The 20989-nt window shown below is 47.5% G+C and carries 25 protein-coding genes; 16 read left to right on the top strand and 9 right to left on the bottom strand.

The window, feature by feature from the left end; all coding sequences use genetic code 11:
* Nucleotides 1-110: 110 nt before the first annotated feature.
* The 7 genes from Q0Z62_RS05030 to Q0Z62_RS05000 all read right to left on the bottom strand — a co-directional run bounded on the left by Q0Z62_RS05030 (nucleotide 111) and on the right by Q0Z62_RS05000 (nucleotide 7613).
* Nucleotides 111-677 carry an adenine phosphoribosyltransferase gene (locus Q0Z62_RS05030; RefSeq protein ID WP_269902220.1) on the bottom strand — a complete coding sequence of 189 codons (567 nt, stop codon included), beginning with the start codon at nucleotides 675-677 and terminating at the stop codon, nucleotides 111-113.
* A gap of 101 nt (nucleotides 678-778) precedes the next feature.
* Complete coding sequence (gene cydC / locus Q0Z62_RS05025) at nucleotides 779-2440, bottom strand: thiol reductant ABC exporter subunit CydC (RefSeq protein WP_298051601.1); 1662 nt, start codon at nucleotides 2438-2440, stop codon at nucleotides 779-781.
* Nucleotides 2437-4161, bottom strand: a complete 1725-nt coding sequence (gene cydD, locus Q0Z62_RS05020) for a thiol reductant ABC exporter subunit CydD (RefSeq protein WP_298051599.1) — start codon at nucleotides 4159-4161, stop codon at nucleotides 2437-2439. Before cydD ends, cydC begins: the two co-directional genes overlap by 4 nt.
* A 13-nt stretch (nucleotides 4162-4174) precedes the next feature.
* Complete coding sequence (cydX, locus tag Q0Z62_RS05015; RefSeq protein ID WP_298051597.1) at nucleotides 4175-4297, bottom strand: cytochrome bd-I oxidase subunit CydX; 123 nt, start codon at nucleotides 4295-4297, stop codon at nucleotides 4175-4177.
* Nucleotides 4298-4309: 12 nt separating this feature from the next.
* On the bottom strand, nucleotides 4310-5473 hold the full coding sequence (gene cydB / locus Q0Z62_RS05010; RefSeq protein ID WP_298051595.1) for a cytochrome d ubiquinol oxidase subunit II: 1164 nt from the start codon (nucleotides 5471-5473) through the stop codon (nucleotides 4310-4312).
* Nucleotides 5474-5484: 11 nt separating this feature from the next.
* Nucleotides 5485-7053, bottom strand: a complete 1569-nt coding sequence (locus Q0Z62_RS05005) for a cytochrome ubiquinol oxidase subunit I (RefSeq protein WP_298051593.1) — start codon at nucleotides 7051-7053, stop codon at nucleotides 5485-5487.
* On the bottom strand, nucleotides 7050-7613 hold the full coding sequence (locus tag Q0Z62_RS05000; RefSeq protein ID WP_269900648.1) for a GbsR/MarR family transcriptional regulator: 564 nt from the start codon (nucleotides 7611-7613) through the stop codon (nucleotides 7050-7052). The genes Q0Z62_RS05005 and Q0Z62_RS05000 overlap by 4 nt, the downstream gene beginning before the upstream one ends.
* A gap of 226 nt (nucleotides 7614-7839) precedes the next feature.
* Here Q0Z62_RS05000 and Q0Z62_RS04995 point away from each other — a divergent pair, with 226 nt between their 5' ends.
* From Q0Z62_RS04995 to Q0Z62_RS04950, 10 genes are all read left to right on the top strand, one after another.
* Nucleotides 7840-8832: a KpsF/GutQ family sugar-phosphate isomerase gene (locus Q0Z62_RS04995; protein ID WP_298051589.1), complete on the top strand. Its 993-nt coding sequence runs from the start codon at nucleotides 7840-7842 to the stop codon at nucleotides 8830-8832.
* Nucleotides 8832-9437 (top strand): HAD family hydrolase, encoded by a 606-nt coding sequence (locus Q0Z62_RS04990; RefSeq protein ID WP_298051587.1) that lies wholly within the window; start codon nucleotides 8832-8834, stop codon nucleotides 9435-9437. The genes Q0Z62_RS04995 and Q0Z62_RS04990 overlap by 1 nt, the downstream gene beginning before the upstream one ends.
* Nucleotides 9437-10039 (top strand): LPS export ABC transporter periplasmic protein LptC, encoded by a 603-nt coding sequence (gene lptC / locus Q0Z62_RS04985; RefSeq protein ID WP_298051584.1) that lies wholly within the window; start codon nucleotides 9437-9439, stop codon nucleotides 10037-10039. The genes Q0Z62_RS04990 and lptC overlap by 1 nt, the downstream gene beginning before the upstream one ends.
* Entirely contained in the window at nucleotides 10036-10599 is a 564-nt protein-coding gene (gene lptA / locus Q0Z62_RS04980; protein ID WP_298051581.1) for a lipopolysaccharide transport periplasmic protein LptA, read from the top strand. The genes lptC and lptA overlap by 4 nt, the downstream gene beginning before the upstream one ends.
* A gap of 6 nt (nucleotides 10600-10605) precedes the next feature.
* Nucleotides 10606-11373: an LPS export ABC transporter ATP-binding protein gene (gene lptB / locus Q0Z62_RS04975; protein WP_298051576.1), complete on the top strand. Its 768-nt coding sequence runs from the start codon at nucleotides 10606-10608 to the stop codon at nucleotides 11371-11373.
* Nucleotides 11374-11531: 158 nt separating this feature from the next.
* On the top strand, nucleotides 11532-11864 hold the full coding sequence (raiA, locus tag Q0Z62_RS04970) for a ribosome-associated translation inhibitor RaiA (protein ID WP_269900654.1): 333 nt from the start codon (nucleotides 11532-11534) through the stop codon (nucleotides 11862-11864).
* A gap of 148 nt (nucleotides 11865-12012) precedes the next feature.
* Nucleotides 12013-12489: a PTS sugar transporter subunit IIA gene (locus Q0Z62_RS04965; RefSeq protein WP_298051572.1), complete on the top strand. Its 477-nt coding sequence runs from the start codon at nucleotides 12013-12015 to the stop codon at nucleotides 12487-12489.
* A complete protein-coding gene (hprK, locus tag Q0Z62_RS04960; protein WP_298051570.1) occupies nucleotides 12476-13411 on the top strand; it encodes an HPr(Ser) kinase/phosphatase in 936 nt (311 codons plus the stop codon). The genes Q0Z62_RS04965 and hprK overlap by 14 nt, the downstream gene beginning before the upstream one ends.
* 17 nt (nucleotides 13412-13428) lie before the next feature.
* Nucleotides 13429-14304: an RNase adapter RapZ gene (gene rapZ, locus Q0Z62_RS04955; protein ID WP_298051567.1), complete on the top strand. Its 876-nt coding sequence runs from the start codon at nucleotides 13429-13431 to the stop codon at nucleotides 14302-14304.
* On the top strand, nucleotides 14301-15251 hold the full coding sequence (locus Q0Z62_RS04950) for a septal ring lytic transglycosylase RlpA family protein (RefSeq protein ID WP_298051564.1): 951 nt from the start codon (nucleotides 14301-14303) through the stop codon (nucleotides 15249-15251). The genes rapZ and Q0Z62_RS04950 overlap by 4 nt, the downstream gene beginning before the upstream one ends.
* A gap of 31 nt (nucleotides 15252-15282) precedes the next feature.
* On the opposite strand, the gene rsmI is transcribed toward Q0Z62_RS04950, so the two are convergent.
* On the bottom strand, nucleotides 15283-16191 hold the full coding sequence (gene rsmI, locus Q0Z62_RS04945; protein WP_298051562.1) for a 16S rRNA (cytidine(1402)-2'-O)-methyltransferase: 909 nt from the start codon (nucleotides 16189-16191) through the stop codon (nucleotides 15283-15285).
* 17 nt (nucleotides 16192-16208) lie between these two features.
* Here rsmI and Q0Z62_RS04940 point away from each other — a divergent pair, with 17 nt between their 5' ends.
* The 6 genes from Q0Z62_RS04940 (at nucleotide 16209) to Q0Z62_RS04915 (ending at nucleotide 20298) form a co-directional block, all read left to right on the top strand.
* The gene (locus Q0Z62_RS04940) at nucleotides 16209-16673 is read left to right on the top strand and encodes a YraN family protein (RefSeq protein WP_298051560.1); all 465 of its coding nucleotides are present in this window, start codon (nucleotides 16209-16211) and stop codon (nucleotides 16671-16673) included.
* 137 nt (nucleotides 16674-16810) lie between these two features.
* Nucleotides 16811-17404, top strand: coding sequence for a phosphoheptose isomerase (locus Q0Z62_RS04935; protein ID WP_298051557.1), 594 nt, complete (start codon nucleotides 16811-16813; stop codon nucleotides 17402-17404).
* Complete coding sequence (locus Q0Z62_RS04930) at nucleotides 17401-18120, top strand: BON domain-containing protein (RefSeq protein ID WP_298051554.1); 720 nt, start codon at nucleotides 17401-17403, stop codon at nucleotides 18118-18120. Before Q0Z62_RS04935 ends, Q0Z62_RS04930 begins: the two co-directional genes overlap by 4 nt.
* Nucleotides 18120-18614, top strand: coding sequence for a peroxiredoxin (locus Q0Z62_RS04925; protein ID WP_269900663.1), 495 nt, complete (start codon nucleotides 18120-18122; stop codon nucleotides 18612-18614). Before Q0Z62_RS04930 ends, Q0Z62_RS04925 begins: the two co-directional genes overlap by 1 nt.
* An 83-nt stretch (nucleotides 18615-18697) precedes the next feature.
* Nucleotides 18698-19597 (top strand): acetylglutamate kinase, encoded by a 900-nt coding sequence (gene argB / locus Q0Z62_RS04920; RefSeq protein ID WP_269900664.1) that lies wholly within the window; start codon nucleotides 18698-18700, stop codon nucleotides 19595-19597.
* Nucleotides 19597-20298, top strand: coding sequence for a pyrimidine 5'-nucleotidase (locus Q0Z62_RS04915; protein ID WP_269900665.1), 702 nt, complete (start codon nucleotides 19597-19599; stop codon nucleotides 20296-20298). The genes argB and Q0Z62_RS04915 overlap by 1 nt, the downstream gene beginning before the upstream one ends.
* On the opposite strand, the gene Q0Z62_RS04910 is transcribed toward Q0Z62_RS04915, so the two are convergent.
* Nucleotides 20299-20985 (bottom strand): dienelactone hydrolase family protein, encoded by a 687-nt coding sequence (locus Q0Z62_RS04910; RefSeq protein ID WP_298051545.1) that lies wholly within the window; start codon nucleotides 20983-20985, stop codon nucleotides 20299-20301.
* Nucleotides 20986-20989: the final 4 nt, after the last annotated feature.

Here is a 20989-nt window from a genome sequence, read left to right as displayed (position 1 = left end):
AATGCCCCAAAAGGCTCTGCTCATGGGGCACTCACTCACTCACGCAGTGAAGTACATAAAGTTCACTATATACTCCATTAAGGCTGCTTAATGTAACGAATCACTCAGATTTATGCCTGTTGATTACCTGGATCGTCTTCGTGAAAAGTACAAGCCGTATAAACGGATAGCCCGGTATCACGTACTGCTTTTGAACCACCTAAGTCAGGTAAATCAATAATAGCAGCAGCCTCAACAGTGTTCGCGCCTAAACGTTGCAGCAAGCGTGAGGCGGCAACCATCGTACCACCTGTCGCAATTAAGTCATCTATCAATAATACTCGCTGTCCTGGGCGTACGGAATCAGTATGTATTTCTACAGTAGCATTGCCGTATTCTAAGGAGTAATCCTCAGCAACCGTACGGAAGGGCAGCTTGCCTTTTTTACGTACCGGTATAAAGCCTAAATTGAGTTCGTAAGCTAATACTGAACCAACAATAAAGCCACGCGCATCAACGCCAGCAATCAAGTCTAAACGTTGGTCCATGTACCGGTAAACAAATAAGTCGATCAATACCCGGAATGCGCGAGGATCTTGCAGTACAGGCGTAATATCACGGAAGGTCACCCCTGGGCTTGGCCAGTTAGGTACACTGCGTATGGTTTGACGAATGTAATCGGCGGGATCAGTATGCATAGCAAAAGTAATAACCACAAAAAAGCCCAAGCGCACCATGCGCCTGCGGCATGCCTATCAGTTTACACAATAGCCAAGCAGAACGCCTAGCTAGACCTAAATCAATCGGGGATTAAGTGACCTTTTTGCAATTGGAGCGTCTGATCTACCACACCAGTAGGTAATTCAGCATGTGTCACGATAATTACAGTACGACCTTTGGCTAGATGTTGCAAGTCATTAAACCAAGCATCGGCTGTACTCTTATCTAAACCTGCTGTTGGCTCATCTAAGAGCCAAATAGAGGCTGCTGATAATAAGGTGCGAGCCAAGCTAAGACGTCGTACTTGTCCTGTAGAAAGAGTATTACCGCCCTCTCCTACCCACGCATCTAAACCACCTATGTCTTTTATTTGCTCAGCCAAACGAACTTGAGCCAAGACCTGCCAAAGTTGATCATCTGTAGCGGCTGGATCAGACAATAATAAATTATGTCGTATCGTCCCCATAAAGACCGGTGAATGTTGTGATAGAAGCGAAATACGTTGATATAAGTGAGCTGGCGCTACCGTATCTAAAGAAACCCCTGCATAACTAATCGTACCTGCCGCCAGCGGCTGCACTTGCATAATCGCCATTAACAACGTCGTCTTTCCGGCCCCACTCAGTCCTTTAATCGCAACCCGTTGCCCCTGCTCTAGAGATAAAGATAAGTCCTGTAGAACGGTTTCAGTTTGATAAGCAACAGCGATGGAATCAATCACTAAGCGACCCTCGGACGCTAAAACCGCTGTTTTTTCAGGAGTGCTTGATGTTGTGCCGGAACTGATCGGAGTTAGGGCTTGAATGCGTTGGGCTGCGGCTTGAACAGCACCCAGTCCGGCAGCCCCTCGCATAATAGGGGCTAAGACCTCAAATAACCCCATTGCACCTAATAGCAAACCCACCCATACAGGGGCGCTGATACGTAGTTGAGCATGAGCATTTGCACCTAGCCAAAGTAAGGTTAACACTAAACCGCCCATCAATAACTGCTGCATCAAGGTACCCAGACTACCAGCCCGAGCGACCTGTTTCTGAGCCTTAGCCAAACGCAACCCCGCCTCAGAGAACTGTTGCTGTGCAATGGCTACCGAATCAAAAACCAATAAATCCGTATGAGCTGCAATCGCATCATGGGTAATGGCTCGTAGATCTGCCTGAGCTGCCTGTACGGCTAAGCCAGCATGGGCCGTCTGTTTAGCTAAAATATACGGCAAGACCGCTGCAGCCAAACACAGTACAACTAACATGGACCAACCCATCGCAGGTAGGGCCGCCCCCATCAGTAAACTAAAAAAACCACCCGCAATCACTGCTGTGAATACCGGACTAATAATTAAAAGGAAAAACGTATCTAATCGCTCTATATCGTTAATTAAACGAGACAGTAAATCCCCATCACGATACTGAGCCAATTGAGCGGGCTTAAAGGAGGCCAATCGAGCAAAGCTTTCTGTACGAATTTCGGCCTGCAAATCCAAGGTCACAATATGGCCCGTCACGCGCTCAGCGTAACGAGAGGCAATACGCCACATCGAAAGACCACGCACTAAGGCAGAGGGAGCAAAAAGATTAAAAGTCAGTGTGCTACCGGCTAAAAAGGCCCCAGTCAAAAACCACCCAGCAACAGACAACAATCCAATTCCGGCAAAAACTGTGCATAGTGCTAAAAACAACGCAAGTAGGCTAAAGCGCCAATGCTTTTTTAACCAAGGCCCTGCTAATTGCCACCAAAGTTTCATGCCTGGGCCTCGTTGGAAAACACGTATAACTGCTGCTGATCTAACAGCCAACGATGGGGTAACTGAGCCGCCACCGCCTCATCATGGGTTGCAATCAAGAGCGCACGCCCTTGAGCAAAACGCAAGATAGCAGCCAAAACCTGATCGCGCGTCTGCCCATCTAGATAGGCCGTAGGTTCATCTAGCAGAATCAATGTCGGGTCCGTTAAAAATAGTCGCGCCAACGCTAAGCGATGGGCTTGTCCGCCAGATATACCATGCCCCCGCGTACCCAATACCGTATCCAAGCCATCGGGTAACAAACGTACAAAATCAGCGGCTTGTGCCTGTTCTAAGGCCTGCCACATGTGAGCAGTGGTCGCCGTAGGACACGCCAAACGCAAAAAGTCGGCGATGGAACCCAAGGCCATGAAAGGCTGTTGCCCAATCAGCACAAATTGATTTTTATCAAAATAATGCGCGACTTGTCCGCTGGCATTAGGACGCAAACCGACCAGTGTTTCCAGAATAGTGGTTTTCCCCGCACCACTGGCCCCCATTAAGGCAACCGGTTCATTCCGATATAACGCAAGATCACAAGGCAACAGAAGGTCTCGACCGTTTGGCGTTTGCACAGCAAAACGAGAGGCGTGTAACACCTGCGGTGACTGCGTGGCAGGATAGCGCTGCACGACAGGGGATGTCGTCATTAAAGGCATCTCTGGACTAAGAGGCGGCAATTGACTGTAGAGTTGCTGTAACCCATTAACCGCAGCCTTTGCTGTGGCTCTATCATGGTAGCTCGCCGCCATTTGACGCAACGGGTTATAGACCTCGGGAGCTAATAACAGACAAAATAAACCATGTTGCAAGGTATAGCCTGAGAAATGGCTGCCTAGCATACCCAAATAGCTTAGGCCGATATAAACCGCCACTCCTGCGACTCCTAGCGCTGCAAATAACTCTAATACGGCAGAAGAAAGAAAGGCAATACGTAATACTTTCATGGTGGTTTTACTTAATTGCTGACTGGCTGAGCGAACAGACTCAACCTCATCCTGGGTTCTACCTAATAATGACAAGGTAAATAGCCCCTTAATACGATCAGCAAACACACCCGATAAACGACTTAGCACCTGTTGATGCTTTTGATTAGCGGCCTCAGCCCGTAAGCCTATCAAGGCCATAAATAACGGAATCAACGGAGCCGTAATCAAAAACAATAACGCGACAACCCAATCCACGGGCAAAACCACCAAAGCAAATGCAAGGGGTAAAAACACCGCGGCAATCGTAGCCGGTAAAAAACGCTGCAAATAGCCATCAAATGCCTGAACTTGATCTAAGATAGCCACCGCTAAAGAGCCTGCGGGAGTTTGTTTACTCCAGGCTGGGCCTCGGGTCATCAGCTGAGCAAAAAATTGATGGCGCAACTGCTGTTTAATTTGCTCTGAAGCATGGCTTGCTGCGTAGTCACCAGACCAAAGTAATATCGCTCTACAAGCGATTAAACCCGCTATCGTCACCATCCCTGTCCAAAGCTCTGCAGGGGGTATAGATAAACGAATGGCTTGATCCAAGGTGTGTGCCAAGAACCAAGCCTGTAAAACTAACAAAACACCAGCAATCAATGGGGCCCCTATCGCCCACAGCATAGAAGCAGGCGCTAAGCGCCATAGCCCCGAAAGCCAACGGCGCTGGGCCGTGGCTTCGGATTTAGAGGGGGAAGTTGCAGCACCCACTGATTACGCTAAATTACGAATTAGCTTGAGCTGATTTTTCATTCGCATCCACCACGCGCAATTCAAACCACATGGCGTTCAGGATAGAGAATGTACATGCCAAACCCAAACCTAAGATCCAAGAAAAATACCACATAGTAAAAACTCCTTAGTAAGCGTGAGGGGCATCGTTAACGGTATCAGTAGTGACCTTACCGCGCATCACTCGGTAAACCCAAGTCGTATAAGCAATAATCAATGGCAAGAACACCGCAGAAATCAACAGCATGATCCATAAGGTGAAATGGCTTGCTGAAGCATCAAACAAAGTTAAGCTAGCGGCTGGCTCTAGCGACGAGGGTAGCAGGAATGGATAAGTGGAAAAACCAAAAGTGAAAATAACCCCAGCAATACTCAGTGAGGACATCACCACAGCTAATAATCCACCGCCACGCCCAACCAACACAATCGCCAATAGCGCACCAAGCACACCCACCACTGGAGCTAACCATGTGAGAGGAGCCACGGCATAGTTGTTCATCCATGCGCCGTCCGCAACCGTTACCGCTTTAGAGGCGAGCAAAGGATTAGACACTTCATTTGCAGGAATAATGCTTGGGTCAATAACATAACCCGTCACTGCCGCTGCAATCCAAACACCGCCAAGGATAAACAACACAATCACAGCCAGGCCAGAAATCATCGCCCAGCGTTTAGCCAAACGAGCAATTTCACCCTCTGTTTTCCAACCCAATACGACTGCACCTTGTAGAGCCATCATGGCCACACTAAGCAAACCACACAACAAGGCAAACGGCATAAATAAGCCGAAGAAACTGCCTTCGTATACAGGACGTAAGGTGTCATGTTCAAAACGGAAAGGGACGCCCAGCATGACATTTCCAATAGCCACACCAAAAACCAAAGCCGCCACCAACCCGGTTAAACACCAGGTAATATCCCAGTTTTTACGCCATTTTGCTGAGGTTAATTTACTGCGGTATTTAATTGCAACGGGCCGCAGAATTAAGGCGACCAACAACAGCATCATCGCCAAGTAAAAACCAGAGAACGACATGGCATAAAGTAATGGCCAAGCAGCAAACACCACACCACCAGCCAAAATTAACCACACCTGATTCCCTTCCCAAACAGGGCCAATCACGTTATATAAAACACGACGCTCATCATCTGTTTTAGCCACAAAGGGCAAAAGCATGGCAACGCCTAAGTCAGCACCATCCATAACAGCAAAAGCGACTAATAACACACCAAGCAATAACCACCAAATGTGGCGCATGGTGTCGTAATCAAGCAGAATTAACGAATCCATTTTCAGACTCCTTATTTAGCAGCAACAGCGCTGGCAGCAAAATCATTTGCTGGAGATTTCGGATCCTCATCTGGACCTTGGCGCACAGCATGTAGCATGACCTTTACCCCTAGTGCGGCCAAAATACTATATAGCCCGATAAAGATAGCCAAACTAATTGCTAAGTCCGTTACGCTCAAGCCGGAGGCAGCGTAGTACGTAGGCAATACCCCCTCAATAATCCAGGGCTGTCGACCAAACTCGGCAACAAACCAACCACACTCCACAGCAACCCAAGGTAGAGGGATAGTGAAAACGGCTAGTTTTAAGAAGCGAGGAGACACAGTGAGACGATCTTTGGTAGCCAAATAGAAAGCAATAGCAAAGAAGGCTATAAAGTAGAAACCTAATGCCACCATGATGCGGAATGCCCAAAACAAAGGCGCTACCTGTGGCACAGTATCCCATGCCGCTTTAGAAATATGCTCAGGAGTCGCTGTGTTAATGTCTTCAACATAACGTTTCAGCAACAAGGCATAACCTAAATCTTTCCAATTTGCATCAAAGATGGTCTGTGCTTCGGTGTTCGTTTTATCGGCACGCAAGATCTGCAGCGCGTTGTAGGCCTCAATACCATGACCAATACGCACTTCTGCATGCTCGACTAACTCATTAATACCCAACATGGGTGTAGTCAAAGAACGCGTACCAATAATCCCCATCGCCCACGGAATCTCAATGGCAAAATCATTGCGACGTTCCTCTTGGTTCGGGATAGCGATTAAATTAAAATTCGCTGGAGCTGGTTCGGTATGCCACATGGACTCCATGGCGGCGATCTTCATTTGCTGATGCTCTGTACTGAGATAACCACTTTCATCACCCAATACGACTACAGACAAAGAGCCAGCTAAACCAAAGCTAGCAGCAACCACCATCGAACGACGAGCTAACTCTATATGGCGACCACGCAAAATGTACCAGGCACTTACACCCAACACAAAAATAGCAGCTAATACATAACCGGCGCTAACCGTATGCACAAACTTAGCTTGGGCCACGGGGTTAAAAATAACATCAGCAAAGTTATCCATCTCCATACGCATGGTATGAGGATTGAAATAAGCGCCGACGGGATTTTGCATCCAGCCATTGGCAATTAGAATCCACAACGCCGAGAAGTTAGCACCAATAGCAACTAACCAAGTCACAATTAAGTGGGCGACTTTAGATAAACGATTCCAGCCAAAGAAAAACAACCCAACAAAGGTGGCTTCCATGAAAAAGGCCATTAAGCCTTCAATAGCTAACGGCGCACCAAAAATATCACCCACATAATGACTGTAATAAGACCAGTTCATACCGAACTGGAACTCCATCACTACACCAGTGGCTACACCCACCGCAAAGTTAATACCGAAAAGCTTACCCCAGAACATCGTCATACGACGCCAGATGTCCTTTCCGGTCATCACATACACACTCTCCATGATGGCTAGCAAAAAAGCCAAGCCCAGCGTGAGTGGTACGAATATAAAGTGAAACATAGCTGTCAATGCAAACTGCAAGCGAGACAGCGCGACCACATCAAGATCTATCATTTTGATTCTCCCGAACCGACTGATTTACGCACTCTACCCGCCACCCCCAAAACCTTTTGAACCTTAGAACCTAGACGCATCAAACTAAGTAAGGTTTCAGGAGGTAAGCGATGAACCTCGTCAAACCAGCTGGTGGCCAGTTCGATCAATTCCAGCATATCGGTGATGCGTTGCTGACCGTATGCCTCCTGCTCGTTGGCAGGCTCTTCTAATAAAAGACTGCGCAGCAAGGATAGAGTTGGATCTATCTCTCGCTTACGCTTTTCTTCTACTAAAATGTGAAAGATCTCCCAGACGTCTTTGGGAGATTCAAAATACTCGCGTCTATCACCTACCTTGTGCACCATCTGCACTAGGCGCCACGATTGCAGTTCTCGTAAGCTCATCGATACATTAGAACGAGAAATACCTAACGTTTCGGCAATATTTTCAGCATTTAAGGCTTCGGCGGATAAAAACAACAAGGCATAAATCTGCCCTACCGTCCGATTTACCCCCCAGCGTCCACCCATTTCACCAAAATGCAGGATAAACCGTTCTGCTTGGGGTTCTACTTTCATTATCTCTTCTTTTTTCAATTTTCAGTAATTACTGAAACAACGATACAATTAGAATCATATAACTGCCTGCAAAGCAAAACAAGTTTTTCTGTATCTAAAATACAAAAATGCAGGCGTGATGCGATAAAACGCCAAGAAAAAAGCAGTTTGGCAAGCTCCCACCCGTTCCATATTTGATTGTAAAATCAAGTTGTTTAGTACTGATGGCAGCATTTACAATCACCTTATGACCTATTCCTCGCCCCGTTTCTCTCTTGAGCAAGCTCTGGCCTCTGCCCAACGCACCTTTATGACGGAAATCGCCGCATTAAGCGATCTCGCAGATCGTTTAGGTGATGATTTCTATGCTGCCACACAATCCATCTTGCAATGCAAAGGACGTATTGTGGTCACAGGAATAGGTAAATCAGGGCATATAGGCCGCAAAATAGCAGCTACCTTTTCCTCTACAGGCACCCCCGCTTTTTTCATGCATGCCGCAGAGGCGCTGCATGGTGATTTAGGCATGGTCACAAAGGACGATGTGCTTATTGCTATTTCATATTCGGGTGCGGCCACAGAACTGCTGACCATTTTCTCAGCAACTAAACGCCTAGGCTGCCCGCTTATTGCCATCACTGGCAACCCTACCTCTGAATTAGCAAAAAATGCGGATTTACACCTGAATGTTCAGGTGGAATCCGAGGCATGCCCCCTCAATCTAGCCCCCACCTCTAGCACCACCGCTACACTTGTCATCGGTGATGCCTTAGCCGTTGCCTGCCTAGAGGCCAAAGGCTTTAATAAAGAAGACTTTGCCCGCTCTCATCCCGGTGGGGCCTTAGGCCGCCAGTTACTCACCTATGTGGGCGACATTATGCGTCAAGAAAGTGCATTGCCTATTGTTTCTGCGGGTACGCTAGTCCCTGCTGCGTTATCAGAGATGTCTGCCAAAGGGATGGGGATGACTATTGTGGTCAACGCAAAACGGCAGCCTATTGGTATTTTTACAGATGGTGATTTAAGACGCTTAATCATGCGTTGTGGCGATATTCGCGCGCTCAACGTTGAGCAGGGTATGACAGCAGATCCTAAAACCATTCCTGCAACTCAGCTTGCTATCAAAGCAGCAAACACGATGGATAAGTTGCGTTTAAACCAAATGCTTGTTGTAGACTCTAACGGTCTATTATTAGGGGCATTACATATGCACGATTTACTTGCCGCAAAGGTTATTTAATGAGTTCTGATATTTCACACCATCCCGTTGAGTCCTTATTATTGGCTCCCGTCCCTGCCGATGTGCGCGAACGTTTACGTCGTATACGCTTAATGGCTTTTGATGTAGATGGCGTTTTGACAGATGGGCGCTTGTTCTATAACGAGGACGGAGAAAGCTTCAAAGCCTTTCACGCCTTAGATGGCTATGGCTTACGACTGCTCCAAGAATGCGGCATCACCGTCGCCATAATTACAGGTCGTGAAGGCCCCATTGTGTCACGACGAGCCAGCGAATTAGGGATTGATGAGGTTCACCAAGGAATACGCGACAAATCCATTGTCTTGCAGTCACTTGCTCAAAAGTATGAGCTAGATATGGAACAAATCGGTTATATGGGCGATGACATCATTGACCTGACAGCAATGAAACGTGTTGGCTTTGCGGCCAGCGTCCCCAATGCACCCCAATATATCCGTCAACTGGCTCATTGGATCTCTGACATAAAAGCCGGTTATGGTGCCGCGCGTAAATGCTGTGATTTAATTCTGGCTTCTCAAGGCCGATTGGGTTCGTACTTTACGCAAACGCCACCGATCAGCCTTATCACCAGTAGCCCTCAGTAATGCGCGAGCGTTTACCCTCGTTAACTGCTCTGACGCTACTGGCGGCTTTGGTCGCTGGCACGTGGTGGGCTGCCCATTACACGCATAGTACGGTAGAGTTAGATCCTCCTCGTCGGCATACTCACGAGCCTGATAGCTGGGCTAAGGGCTTTGTCATGCTACGCACTGATGAGCATGGCATCGCCATCAATCGCCTAGAGGGAGACTACATGCAACATTATCCTGATGACGACTCCTACCATCTAGACAAAGCGCGCGTGACCATTAACCAACAAGATAATCCGATCAGCACTGCCACCTCTGACATCGCTATCATGGATCAAGGCGGGACAAGGGTTCAAATGATTGGCAATGCTTACGTGCATCGTCAGCCGGATGAAAAAGGCGATATTTTTACGATCAGCAGCAAACAGCTCACGCTTTACCCAGATCAAGACAAAGTAGAAACCGATGACCCAGCCGTTATCGTCAATGGCTCTCAGACTTTACAAGGCAAAGGCATGTATTATGACAATAACAGCCGTCAGCTACAGGTCCATCAAAACGCGCATGTCACCATACCTCCCTCTAACACTCCTAGCGCTGATGCGCCTACACAATGAAAAAACCGCTCTTATTGCCTCTCTACCTTTGCTTAAGCCTGCTCTCTGTAACGGCTTTTGCTCAATCCGCTGAGCCAGACACGGTCATTTTGTCTGATTCATTACATTATGATGATGCAAAACGCCAAAGCATTTTTAGTGGCAATGTCATTCTGACTCGTGGCAATTTGAATCTGCATGCGGATAACGTCGAGGTCAATGAACAAGCTGATGGTACGCAACATGCGATTGCCACTGTAAAAAACAGTGCTCGTGTGCAAGCTAGACAAGAATCCCCCGAAAAATACGAGGTCATTAAAGGCGAAGGGTTACGTGCTGAATATCACAGTGGATCCGAACAATTAACACTGATCGGCCAAGCCACGCTTACCCGTTATATCTGTGGTAAACCCATTGATACTATTCGTGGGGAACGTGTTGTATACAACAAAAAAACCGATACGTACCAAGCCTTGGGCGGGCCTCAATCCTCAGATAGTCAGCATCGTGTACGCTCTGTTGCTCGTCCACGGGCTCAAATCGAACGCGCCATCGCTGAATGTCAACAAAAGTCGAATTAAGCCATTATGTCTACCAGTCTTAACTCTAAACCCGACGGTAGCCTACGTGCGGTAGGCCTGCGTAAAACCTATGGCAAACGCACCGTTGTCCAAGATGTCAGCCTATTAGTTGAAAGTGGCGAGGTTGTTGGCTTGCTTGGCCCTAACGGGGCGGGTAAAACCACGAGTTTTTATATGATCGTTGGCATTGTGCCTGCTGATGCCGGTCGTATAGAGATCGATGGCAATATCATTACTGCCATGCCTATGCATAAACGGGCTCAAATGGGCTTGTCTTACTTACCCCAAGACGCCTCTGTTTTTAGACGCCTTAATGTAGAAAATAATATACGCGCCGTCCTAGAACTACAGCGTGATAGCCAAGGCAAACGACTAACTAAAGCAGAGGTCGAAGACCAACTAGATCACCTGATTGATGAGCTGCAAATTCAGCACATTCGTCACAACACCGCGCTCTCACTCTCTGGTGGAGAGCGCCGTCGGGTTGAAATCGCACGAGCCTTAGCCACCAATCCGCGTTTTATTTTACTTGATGAGCCTTTTGCTGGCGTAGATCCCATTGCTGTCATTGAGATTCAACGTATTGTGCATTTTTTAAAATCCAGAAAAATTGGCGTCTTAATTACCGATCACAACGTGCGTGAAACCCTCGGCATTTGTGATCGCGCTTACATCATCAGTAATGGGTCTGTCTTAACCAGTGGGCACCCTAGCGAAATCATTAGTAACGAGGCCGTGCGCCAAGTTTATTTAGGCAAAGACTTCAAAATGTAATGCGTAGAAACCACAAGTGAATTCTTGATTTTACGCATAGATTTATATGATTTTTTCGGTATACTAAAAGTGTGTACATAACAAGAAGGAGGACTTTCTACTTGCTATTTGACGTATAAATGCGTCATTTATTTGTTCACACACACACAGGAGATACTATGAACCTGCACATTACTGGTCGCAACCTCGAAGTCACCCCCGCTATACGCGAATATGTCCATAACAAAATCGGCAGATTGGATAAACACTTTGATTCTGTTATCGAGGCTCAGGTCATACTCTCAGTAGAACGCGTAAAGCACACCGCCGAAATCACCCTTCGTGTGGCTGGTAAAGACTTGCACTGCTCTGACTCCGAAGATACCCTCTACGCTGCGATCGACCTGCTTACTGATAAAGCCGAACGCCTAGTCATCAAACACAAGTCAAAAACAGGTAATCATGCGCATCAACCCCATAAACGCATGGAGGCCGCACCTGTTGCTGAATAAGTCGCAATAGACTATTTTGCCTCATAGAGTGCTACACTCAAACCTTGAATAGCCCCGTTGCACCACTGCTCGGGGCTTTATTATTTTTCTGACTTCGTATTAAATAGCAGTATCTCGCTTTTAATCTAATCACCCTATAATGGCAGCTATGAACTTACTGTCACGCATATTACCCCCCTCCAATATCGTTATTGATATGGTGGCAACCAGTAAAAAACGTGCTTTTGAACAAGCCGGTTTACTGTTTGAAAACCATCACGGTATTGCCCGCACGGCAATTTTCCAAAGCCTTATCGCTCGCGAACGCTTAGGATCTACGGCCTTGGGTCACGATGTCGCTGTCCCGCACGGGCGCATCAAAGACCTTAAAGACCCTATAGGTGCCTTTATGCGCCTAGCCGAACCCATACGCTTTGATGCCAGTGATGGCCGTACTGCACGTTTACTCTTCTTTTTATTAGTCCCCGAACATGCTACGCAAATTCACTTAGATCTACTCGCTGAAATTGCTCGACTGATGTCTAATACAGAACTACGACATCAACTCGAAACCGAAGAAGACCCGATTATCATTCATCAGCTTCTGACTGCACCCGCTCAGGTTGACCCCTATGCTGACAATTGAAGAACTGGTTAACGACACACAAAGTCGCCTAGATTTTCAATGGTTAGCAGGCACCGAGGCGGCTGCCACCATCGAATTAGATAATGGCGTAGCCTCCGCAGATCTAATTGGTCATTTAAACCTGATTCACCCTAAACGCATTCAGGTTCTAGGTACCGAAGAAATTAATTACTACTATAAATTCGACCCAGCACGTCGTTTATATCATTTTACAGAGCTAATCCATGGCGGCGTCCCTGCCATGATCGTCGCAGGCTCAAGCCAAGCCCCAGCTGATCTTATTGATCTTTGCAATCAACTGCATGTTCCCTTATTAAATACACAACATGATGCAGCAGAACTCATTGATGTATTACGGGTCTATTTAGCAAAACGACTGGCCCCCACTACCTTGATGCACGGTGTGTTTTTAGATGTATTAGGTTTAGGCGTACTGATTACAGGGGAGTCCGGCTTAGGTAAAAGTGAACTCGCTCTAGAGCTAATATCCAGAGGTCATGGTTTAGTTGCAGATGATGCGGTAGAACTCTCTAGAACCGCACCAAGCCTCATCGAAGGTCAGTGCCCCCCGTTACTGCAGAACCTACTCGAAGTCCGAGGCTTAGGGCTACTTGATATACGTACTATTTTTGGTGAAACCTCGGTGCGTCGAAAAATGAATTTAAAACTCATTGTGCATTTGTTACGCTCAACCCCTGATAACTTTGAACGCCTGCCGATCCAACAACAAACTCAAAACGTATTGGGCGTAGAAATTAAACAGGTCATGCTCCAAGTCGCTGCTGGCCGCAACCTAGCGGTGCTAGTCGAGGCCGCCGTGCGCAATACTATTTTACATTTGCGTGGTATAGATACCATGCAAGAATTCATGCAACGCCAAGCTCTTGCTATTATAGAGAGTAGCCCTCCAACTTCCTCTTAATGGGTTGCTCTCTACTTATGCTTAAAGTCGTCTTAATTACGGGTATATCGGGTTCAGGTAAATCAGTCGCTTTACGTTTACTTGAGGACACAGGCTTTACCTGTGTAGATAATCTACCAGTTCCTTTTCTCCAAGAGTTTCTTTATCGCTCTGCAGATACCGGGCTAGAACAAGTTGCCATTGCCATGGATATACGTGCCCCAGGCGATTTACACCAACTTCCCTCTGTCATCGCTGAACTCCGCGAGTCTGGCATGCCCATTCGGGTCATCTTTTTAGATGCTGATGACCATACGCTCATTCAACGTTATTCTGAATCCCGTCGTCGTCATCCGTTAACAGATCGACTACGTCAAGACGGCCAATCCCCCTCTTTGCAAACCTGTATTGATACAGAACGCCATTTACTCGCACCCTTACGAGAAACCGAGCACGTCATCGATACGACCGGCTTAACCCCTGGCCAATTACGTGCTTGGGTACGTGATTTAGTACAGGCAGATCGCTCTCCTGTCGTACTAACTTTCGAGTCATTTGCCTATAAAAGAGGGGTTCCAGGCGATGCCGATTTAATTTTTGATGTGCGCTGTTTACCTAACCCACATTACGATCCCGAACTACGCCCCCTGACAGGCAAAGACGAGCCCGTTGCAAAATGGCTATCTCAGTTTGGGAGCGTAGAAAATATGATCAATGATATTGCGAGTTTCGTCGAGCGCTGGTTGCCTCTTTACATGCAAGACACACGTAATTACCTGACCATAGGTATTGGCTGCACGGGGGGGCAACACCGTTCTGTCTACGTCACAGAACAACTCGCCTTACGCTTTGCCAATCACTCTCCCCTTTTAATTCGCCATCGTAACCAGCCCCCTGTCGATATCCCTTTATGATTTTTCGTGCCTTTGCTCTTATCGTTCTTTGTCTAAGTTTTCTGGGCTTAGTTGCTGGCTGTGCCAGCAGCCCCTCATCCAAGGGGGGCTCTGGAGGCTACTATAAAGATGATGGACCCGGAGCAAATATACCTAAAAATCTGCATGCTATCCCTAACGCCACCCCTCGCATAGAGCGTCATGCTCCTGCCAATATGCGGCCCTATACCGTCTTAGGTCAAAGCTACACCCCACTAACCAATGACCAACCGTTTAGACAGACTGGACATGCTTCGTGGTATGGCAAAAAATTTCATGGGCGAAAAACAGCGAATGGCGAAACCTATGACATGTATGCAATGACGGCGGCACACCCTACCTTACCTCTGCCTAGCTACGCTAAGGTGACTCGTCCCCAATCAGGGCAGTCTGTGATCGTACGGATTAATGACCGTGGCCCTTTTCATCGCAGCCGAATTATTGATTTATCCTATGTGGCTGCCGCCAAACTGGGACTAATAGGGCCAGGCAGTGGTACTGTCATCGTAGAGGCGATTACACACGACGACATACGTAATGGCCGCTACTTGACTGACTCCAACCAAAAAAACACCACTGGATCGGTAGAGGCTATCCCTGTAGAAAATGCACCCGAGCCTAGACTCACTACCGTAGATAGTCGCCAAACAATACCCCCACCCATTCCCCTGTCTCCTATAGCGGGTAACGGGCTTCCTCGGATTTACCTACAGTTTGGTGCCTTTCGCAATGCTCAAAGCGCAACGGAATTAGCAAACCATATCAATCAAGAAGTGGGGCAATTGGACTATCATGACGCCCACATTGAGCCAGCCAACGAACTATTTAGAGTCCAAATGGGCCCCTATGAAAGTCGTGCAGAGGCACTTACAGCAGCCCAGCTCATCGAAACAGAAACCGGCTTAAAGCCCAGTTTAGCTGTACGCTAACGCATTTACTGCCTCGACCTACCCAAAAGCGCTATGACTTATGAGCTAACACCCACTCATAAATCATGTCACGAGATAAGCCCGTTGCTTTCACAGCAATTTTTACTGCGTCTCGTGCTGACACCTGTTCTAATAACGCCAATAACCATTTTTGAGTTTCGGCATCTAGCTCGACCTCCGTCTCTGCCTGAGGTGCTGCATGCAAAATCAGTACAAACTCGCCTTGCTCGTGATGACTATCACTTTGGAGCCAATCGAGGGCTTCGCTAAGATCACAAGTATGCACCTGCTCAAAGCGTTTAGTAAGCTCACGGGCAAATGTCACCTGACGATCAGCAAACAGATCGGCCATGTCTTTAATCGCGGCCTGAATGCGATGCGGGCTTTCAAACATCACCACTGGTGCAGCACTCATTCCCCACTGTTGCAGCCATTTTCTTCTAGCCATGCTTTTGTGTGGGGTAAATCCGGCAAAGACAAAAGCAGGATTCTCATCAGTAGTAACCCCGCTAGCCATTAATGCCGTAATCACAGCCGAAGCCCCCGGAATAGCCACCACCTTATATCCAGCGGCCCGTACTGCTCGTACGATACGCGCCCCTGGATCGCTTACTGCTGGGGCACCCGCATCAGACACCAAAGCCACCCGCTCACCTTGCTCTAGACGAGACACAATTTGCTCGGCAGCTTGTGCCTCGTTATGTCGATGTGCCGCCATCATAGGAGTCTGAATACCCCATGCCTCAAGTAAAGGACGTGTAGAGCGTGTATCCTCGGCCGCAATCACATCACACTGCAGCAAAGCCTGCCAAGCACGTAGGCTAAAATCACCTAGGTTACCTATAGGCGTTGCCACCACATATAAGGTATGTTGAGGCCATGATTGGCTTTGTATGCGCTCTTGCAAACGCTGCCATGTTTGTAATCCTTGCTCTGTCATATCTAATCCACTTGCCTATGAGTCAATCATTAAGTCCTGAAATCTTAGCAGCTCAAGCTCAACAAAAAATGTTGAAAAATAAAAATAAGAAAAGAGCGGCGTCTAAGCCCCCATCACACCGGCTTTCACCCACCCAAAAACGGGGGCGCTATTATGAAAGACAAGCCATCACGTACTTGCGTCACCAAGGTTTACAAATCTTATTACGAAATGCAGATACCCGATTTGGGGAAATCGATATTGTGGCACGAAGCCAAGACTGTTTGATTTTTATTGAAGTCCGCCAACGACAACATTCGCGTTTTGGTGGCGCTATAGCCAGTGTACAAGCCGATAAGCAGCGACGTATTAAGCGAACAGCCCAGTATTATCTGCCCAAGCTTAGCCAGCACTTTTTTAAGGGCAACATGCCGTTTTGTCGCTTTGATGTCATCGCAATTGAAGGCGATCGCATCCACTGGATCAAAGATGCCTTTAGGTAATCGCCCCCTATCCCCATATATTAATTACAATAGTTAGCGCATCGTTGATTGTATGCTGTATTTTTTACTGATTGCAATTATTGCGACCAGCTATATCAACGCCCCTTTAGCTCACCTCTACATGCCATAATTAGCCCATGGATTTAACAGCCTTAATAAATTCGCACTTCAATGACTCAATCGAAACTCTGCAAGCCAGTGCTGCGGCGTTAGCTGAGCCGACCGCGGCTGCAGTCGAGTTGTTATTTGCTACTTTAGCCAACAACGGCAAAATTCTTGCGTGCGGCAATGGCGGCTCAGCGGCAGATGCACAACACTTTATCGCTGAACTTGTCGGTCGTTTTGAACGTGATCGTTTGCCATTAGCTGGTATCGCCTTAAACACAGATACCTCAATTATGACAGCCGTAGGCAATGACTATGGTTTTGATAGCGTCTTTGAGCGTCAGGTCGCAGCCTTAGGGCAAACTGGCGACATTCTGGTTGCTATTAGCACCAGCGGCAACTCAGAGAACGTCATTCGAGCCATCCAAGTTGCTCATGAGCGTGATATGGTTGTGATTGCCCTAACGGGTAAAGACGGCGGTAAAATAGGTCGGATGTTGACCCACACCGATATTGAGCTATGTGTGCCACATCCTCGTACGATGCGAATCCAAGAGGTACACATTGTATTGCTGCACGCTCTGTGCGATGGCATCGATGCGCTATTACTCGGAGAAAATGAATGACGACTTCTCGCTCCTCGTCCACCCTACGATTTGTCTTAACTGCCACAGCGTCTGTTCTGGCTTTGGCTCAGCTTAGCGCTTGCGCTCCGTTAGTCGTAGGTGGCGCCGCCGCAACAACCGCTTTTGTCGTGACCGACAGACGCACTGCAGGCGAACAAGTGGATGACAAATCCATTGGTATCAAAGCCAATGCAGAAGCTCGCTCTATTTTAGGCGAACGATTGGGCAGAGTCAGCAGCTCCTCTTATGCAGGCCAAGTCCTATTAGTTGGCGATGTTCCCAGTGCTGACGACATCCAACGCATCGAAAATGCTGTCAAACAGATAGACCAAGTTAAACAGGTTGTTAACCGCCTACGTGTAGGCCCGGTTACGGAACTTAGTGTGCGCACAAATGACAGTTGGATCACCACCAAAGCCACCACGGCTTTAGTTAACACCCAAGACGTACCCAGCCGCACGATCTCCGTAACGACAGAGCGCGGCACGGTCTATTTACAAGGTCGTGTTACCCAAGCAGAGGGTGATCGCGCTGCCACTGCGGTATCTACTGTTGCTGGAGTCAATCAAGTTGTGAAACTTTTTGAATATGTCAGTGCCGAAAAGGTACTGCTACCACAAAAGCAACCTAATACGGGTACTCCAGCCCCTATACAAAACAATTCAGCACCTGCCGCTGCACCTGCGGGGCAGCCTGAAGTCTTCACGATAGACTAATGAAACTACTCCGTCTTTTTTCTATTTTTATACTAGGCGCATTTTTAACCGCCTGTGGCGAGACGTTCTCCTCCTCGACCAAAGCTCCCGAGTTTAGCTTTAAGTCGCTAAATGGCGACAGCTATAGTTCAGAATCCCTCAAAGGCAGGGTAACACTGGTAAAATTCTGGTCAACAGACTGCACAACCTGTGTAGCGCAAATGCCAGACAATATTCAATACTATAATCAGTATCATGATCAAGGCTTTGATCTCATCGCAGTTGCCATGAAACACGATCCGTTAGACTATGTACGTAACTTTACGCAATCTCGTCAGTTACCCTTTACCGTAGTCAGCGACCACGACGGTGCTATTGCCCACGCTTTTGGCGATGTACGCATGACCCCCACCGTCTTTTTAATCGACAAAAAAGGTCGTGTGGTAAAACGTTATTTAGGCAATTACGACCAAGCTGCTTTTAAGCAAACCCTAGAAAAAGCACTAGCCGGCTAATCTTATTGGGTTTATACACTACACTCCGGAGGCTTCCTCCGGTTTTTTGTTATTTGTTTATCATCATCACCACGAAAAACACCATGACACAAAACGCCGATCAACCTAGCTACTCCCCTACCGTTAAAGCTGATGTGCTCTCCGAAGCACTACCCTATATCCGTCGCTTTCACGGTAAAACTGTTGTTGTTAAATATGGTGGTAACGCCATGACCGAGGAACATCTACAGCGTAGCTTTGCGCATGATGTCGTGTTGCTAAAACTTGTTGGTTTAAAACCTGTGGTGGTTCATGGTGGTGGCCCTCAAATTAATGATGCCCTACGCCGTATAGGCAAAGAAGGCACTTTTATCCAAGGCATGCGCGTCACCGATGCAGAAACCATGAAAGTGGTCGAGTGGGTACTAGGTGGCCAAGTCCAACAAGATATCGTGATGATGATTAACGAGGCAGGTGGCAAAGCCGTTGGCTTAACAGGCAAAGACGGTCAGCTGATTCAGGCCAAAAAGAAATTAATTCCAGATGCCGAAAACCCAGATAATTTACTGGATATTGGTTTTGTTGGGGATATTACCTGCGTAGAACCGGCTGTTGTTAAAGCCTTACAAGATGACGAGTTCATCCCTGTCATTTCCTCGATTGGTTTTGGCGAAGACGGCTTATCTTATAATATCAATGCAGATGTAGTGGCTGGAAAAATGGCCGAAGTCTTAGGGGCCGAAAAATTAGTTATGCTAACCAATACCCCTGGTGTGCTAGATAAAGACGGTCAACTATTACGTCAACTATCAGCACAAACCATTGATGAGCTATTTAAAGACGGCACGATCTCTGGTGGTATGCTACCTAAAATCTCCTCTGCCCTAGAAGCCGCACGTCATGGCGTCAACTCTGTACACGTCATTGATGGCCGTGTTCCGCACAGTTTGTTATTAGAGATTCTAACGGACAAAGGCGTGGGCACCATGATTCGCTCTCACTAATGCGATCTACGCCTCTAGCTAAAAAACAGCCAGACCTTGTCTGGCTGTTTGATTTAGACAATACCTTACACAACGCCTCTGAATTTATTTTCCCTCTTATTGATGATCTGATGGGGCAATCAATTCAACACCTACTCCAAATGGATGAGGCACAGGCCGACCTATTACGCCGTACCTACTGGTTACGCTATGGCGCAACCTTGATCGGTCTAGTCAAACACCACGGCATCAGTGCCAGTGATTTTCTGCATCGAAGCCATGATTTTGACATTCAGGATCGGATACGTAGCGAAAGCTATTTAGCGCAACACCTACAACGCTTACCCGGTAAAAAAATCATCTTTACCAATGCACCTGCTAACTATGCCCACCGAGTCATACAAGCGCTGGGGATCCATCGATTATTTGATCGCGTCTTTTCTGTAGAGGACATGCAACGACAACAACGCTACAGGCCCAAACCCTCTACTGCCTTAATGCAACAAGTATTGGCTGAATTACACTTGCCCGCCGCCCATTGCATTTTTGTGGATGACACCTTACGTAATCTCAAGGCCGCCTATCGACTAGGGATCAAAACCGTACATATGGCCCATCCAGCCACACCGTTTTCCTCACAGTATGCTGGACGAACCAGTTATATCGATTTACGCGTGCACTCTATTCGTCAACTGGCGCAACATTGGCACACGCTGTTGTAATTAACAATGACACGTAAAAAACGCCATACTACGCTCAATCGCTAATCGATCTGCATCTGCATCAAAATGCATGCCTTTAGGGCGCGCAAAAGCATGATCACAGCCCGCATACACATGGGACTCCCATCCTGTACGTTTCGCGGCCTCGGCCTCTATCACCCCTCTGGCATCACCCTGCACCCACTTATCTAATTCGGCAATATGCAGCATGGTTGGGGCTGCCTGCCCTAAGGGGGGGAGCACATTTTCTAAGTTGACGCCGTAATAACTGACAGCGGCTTTAATAGGGCTCTTTTGTGCGAACTCAACAACCAAACGCCCACCCATGCAATACCCTACAGCAACTATATTTTCATGACCTAACTTTTGTGCTAATTGGGCACGTGTGCTTTCTAGATCGCCCAAGGTTAATTCATTATCCATTTCCTGCATTAACTCTAGTCCCAAATCTAATTGTGACTGGTTTGTAGGAGATAGCTCTAAGCCTGGCTCAGAACGGAAAAACAAATCAGGACACCACACATTAAAACCACGCTCGGCCCAGTCCTGAGCCAGTTGGCGCATGGAGGCATTTACCCCAAAGATCTCTTGAATCAACACCAAGCCGGGAGCGTCTTTGTTCGTGGCTAATACCTCGAAAGCCTGCATTTTTTGACCATCAGCGGTCGAAACCTGTACAAAACCCATGAAT

It is taken from the genome of uncultured Paenalcaligenes sp. (assembly GCF_947630565.1).
GTDB classification, from domain to species: Bacteria; Pseudomonadota; Gammaproteobacteria; order Burkholderiales; family Burkholderiaceae_B; genus Paenalcaligenes; species Paenalcaligenes faecalis.
The sequence above is the reverse complement of the archived record's forward strand: the minus strand, read 5'-3'. Positions and strand labels throughout refer to the sequence as shown.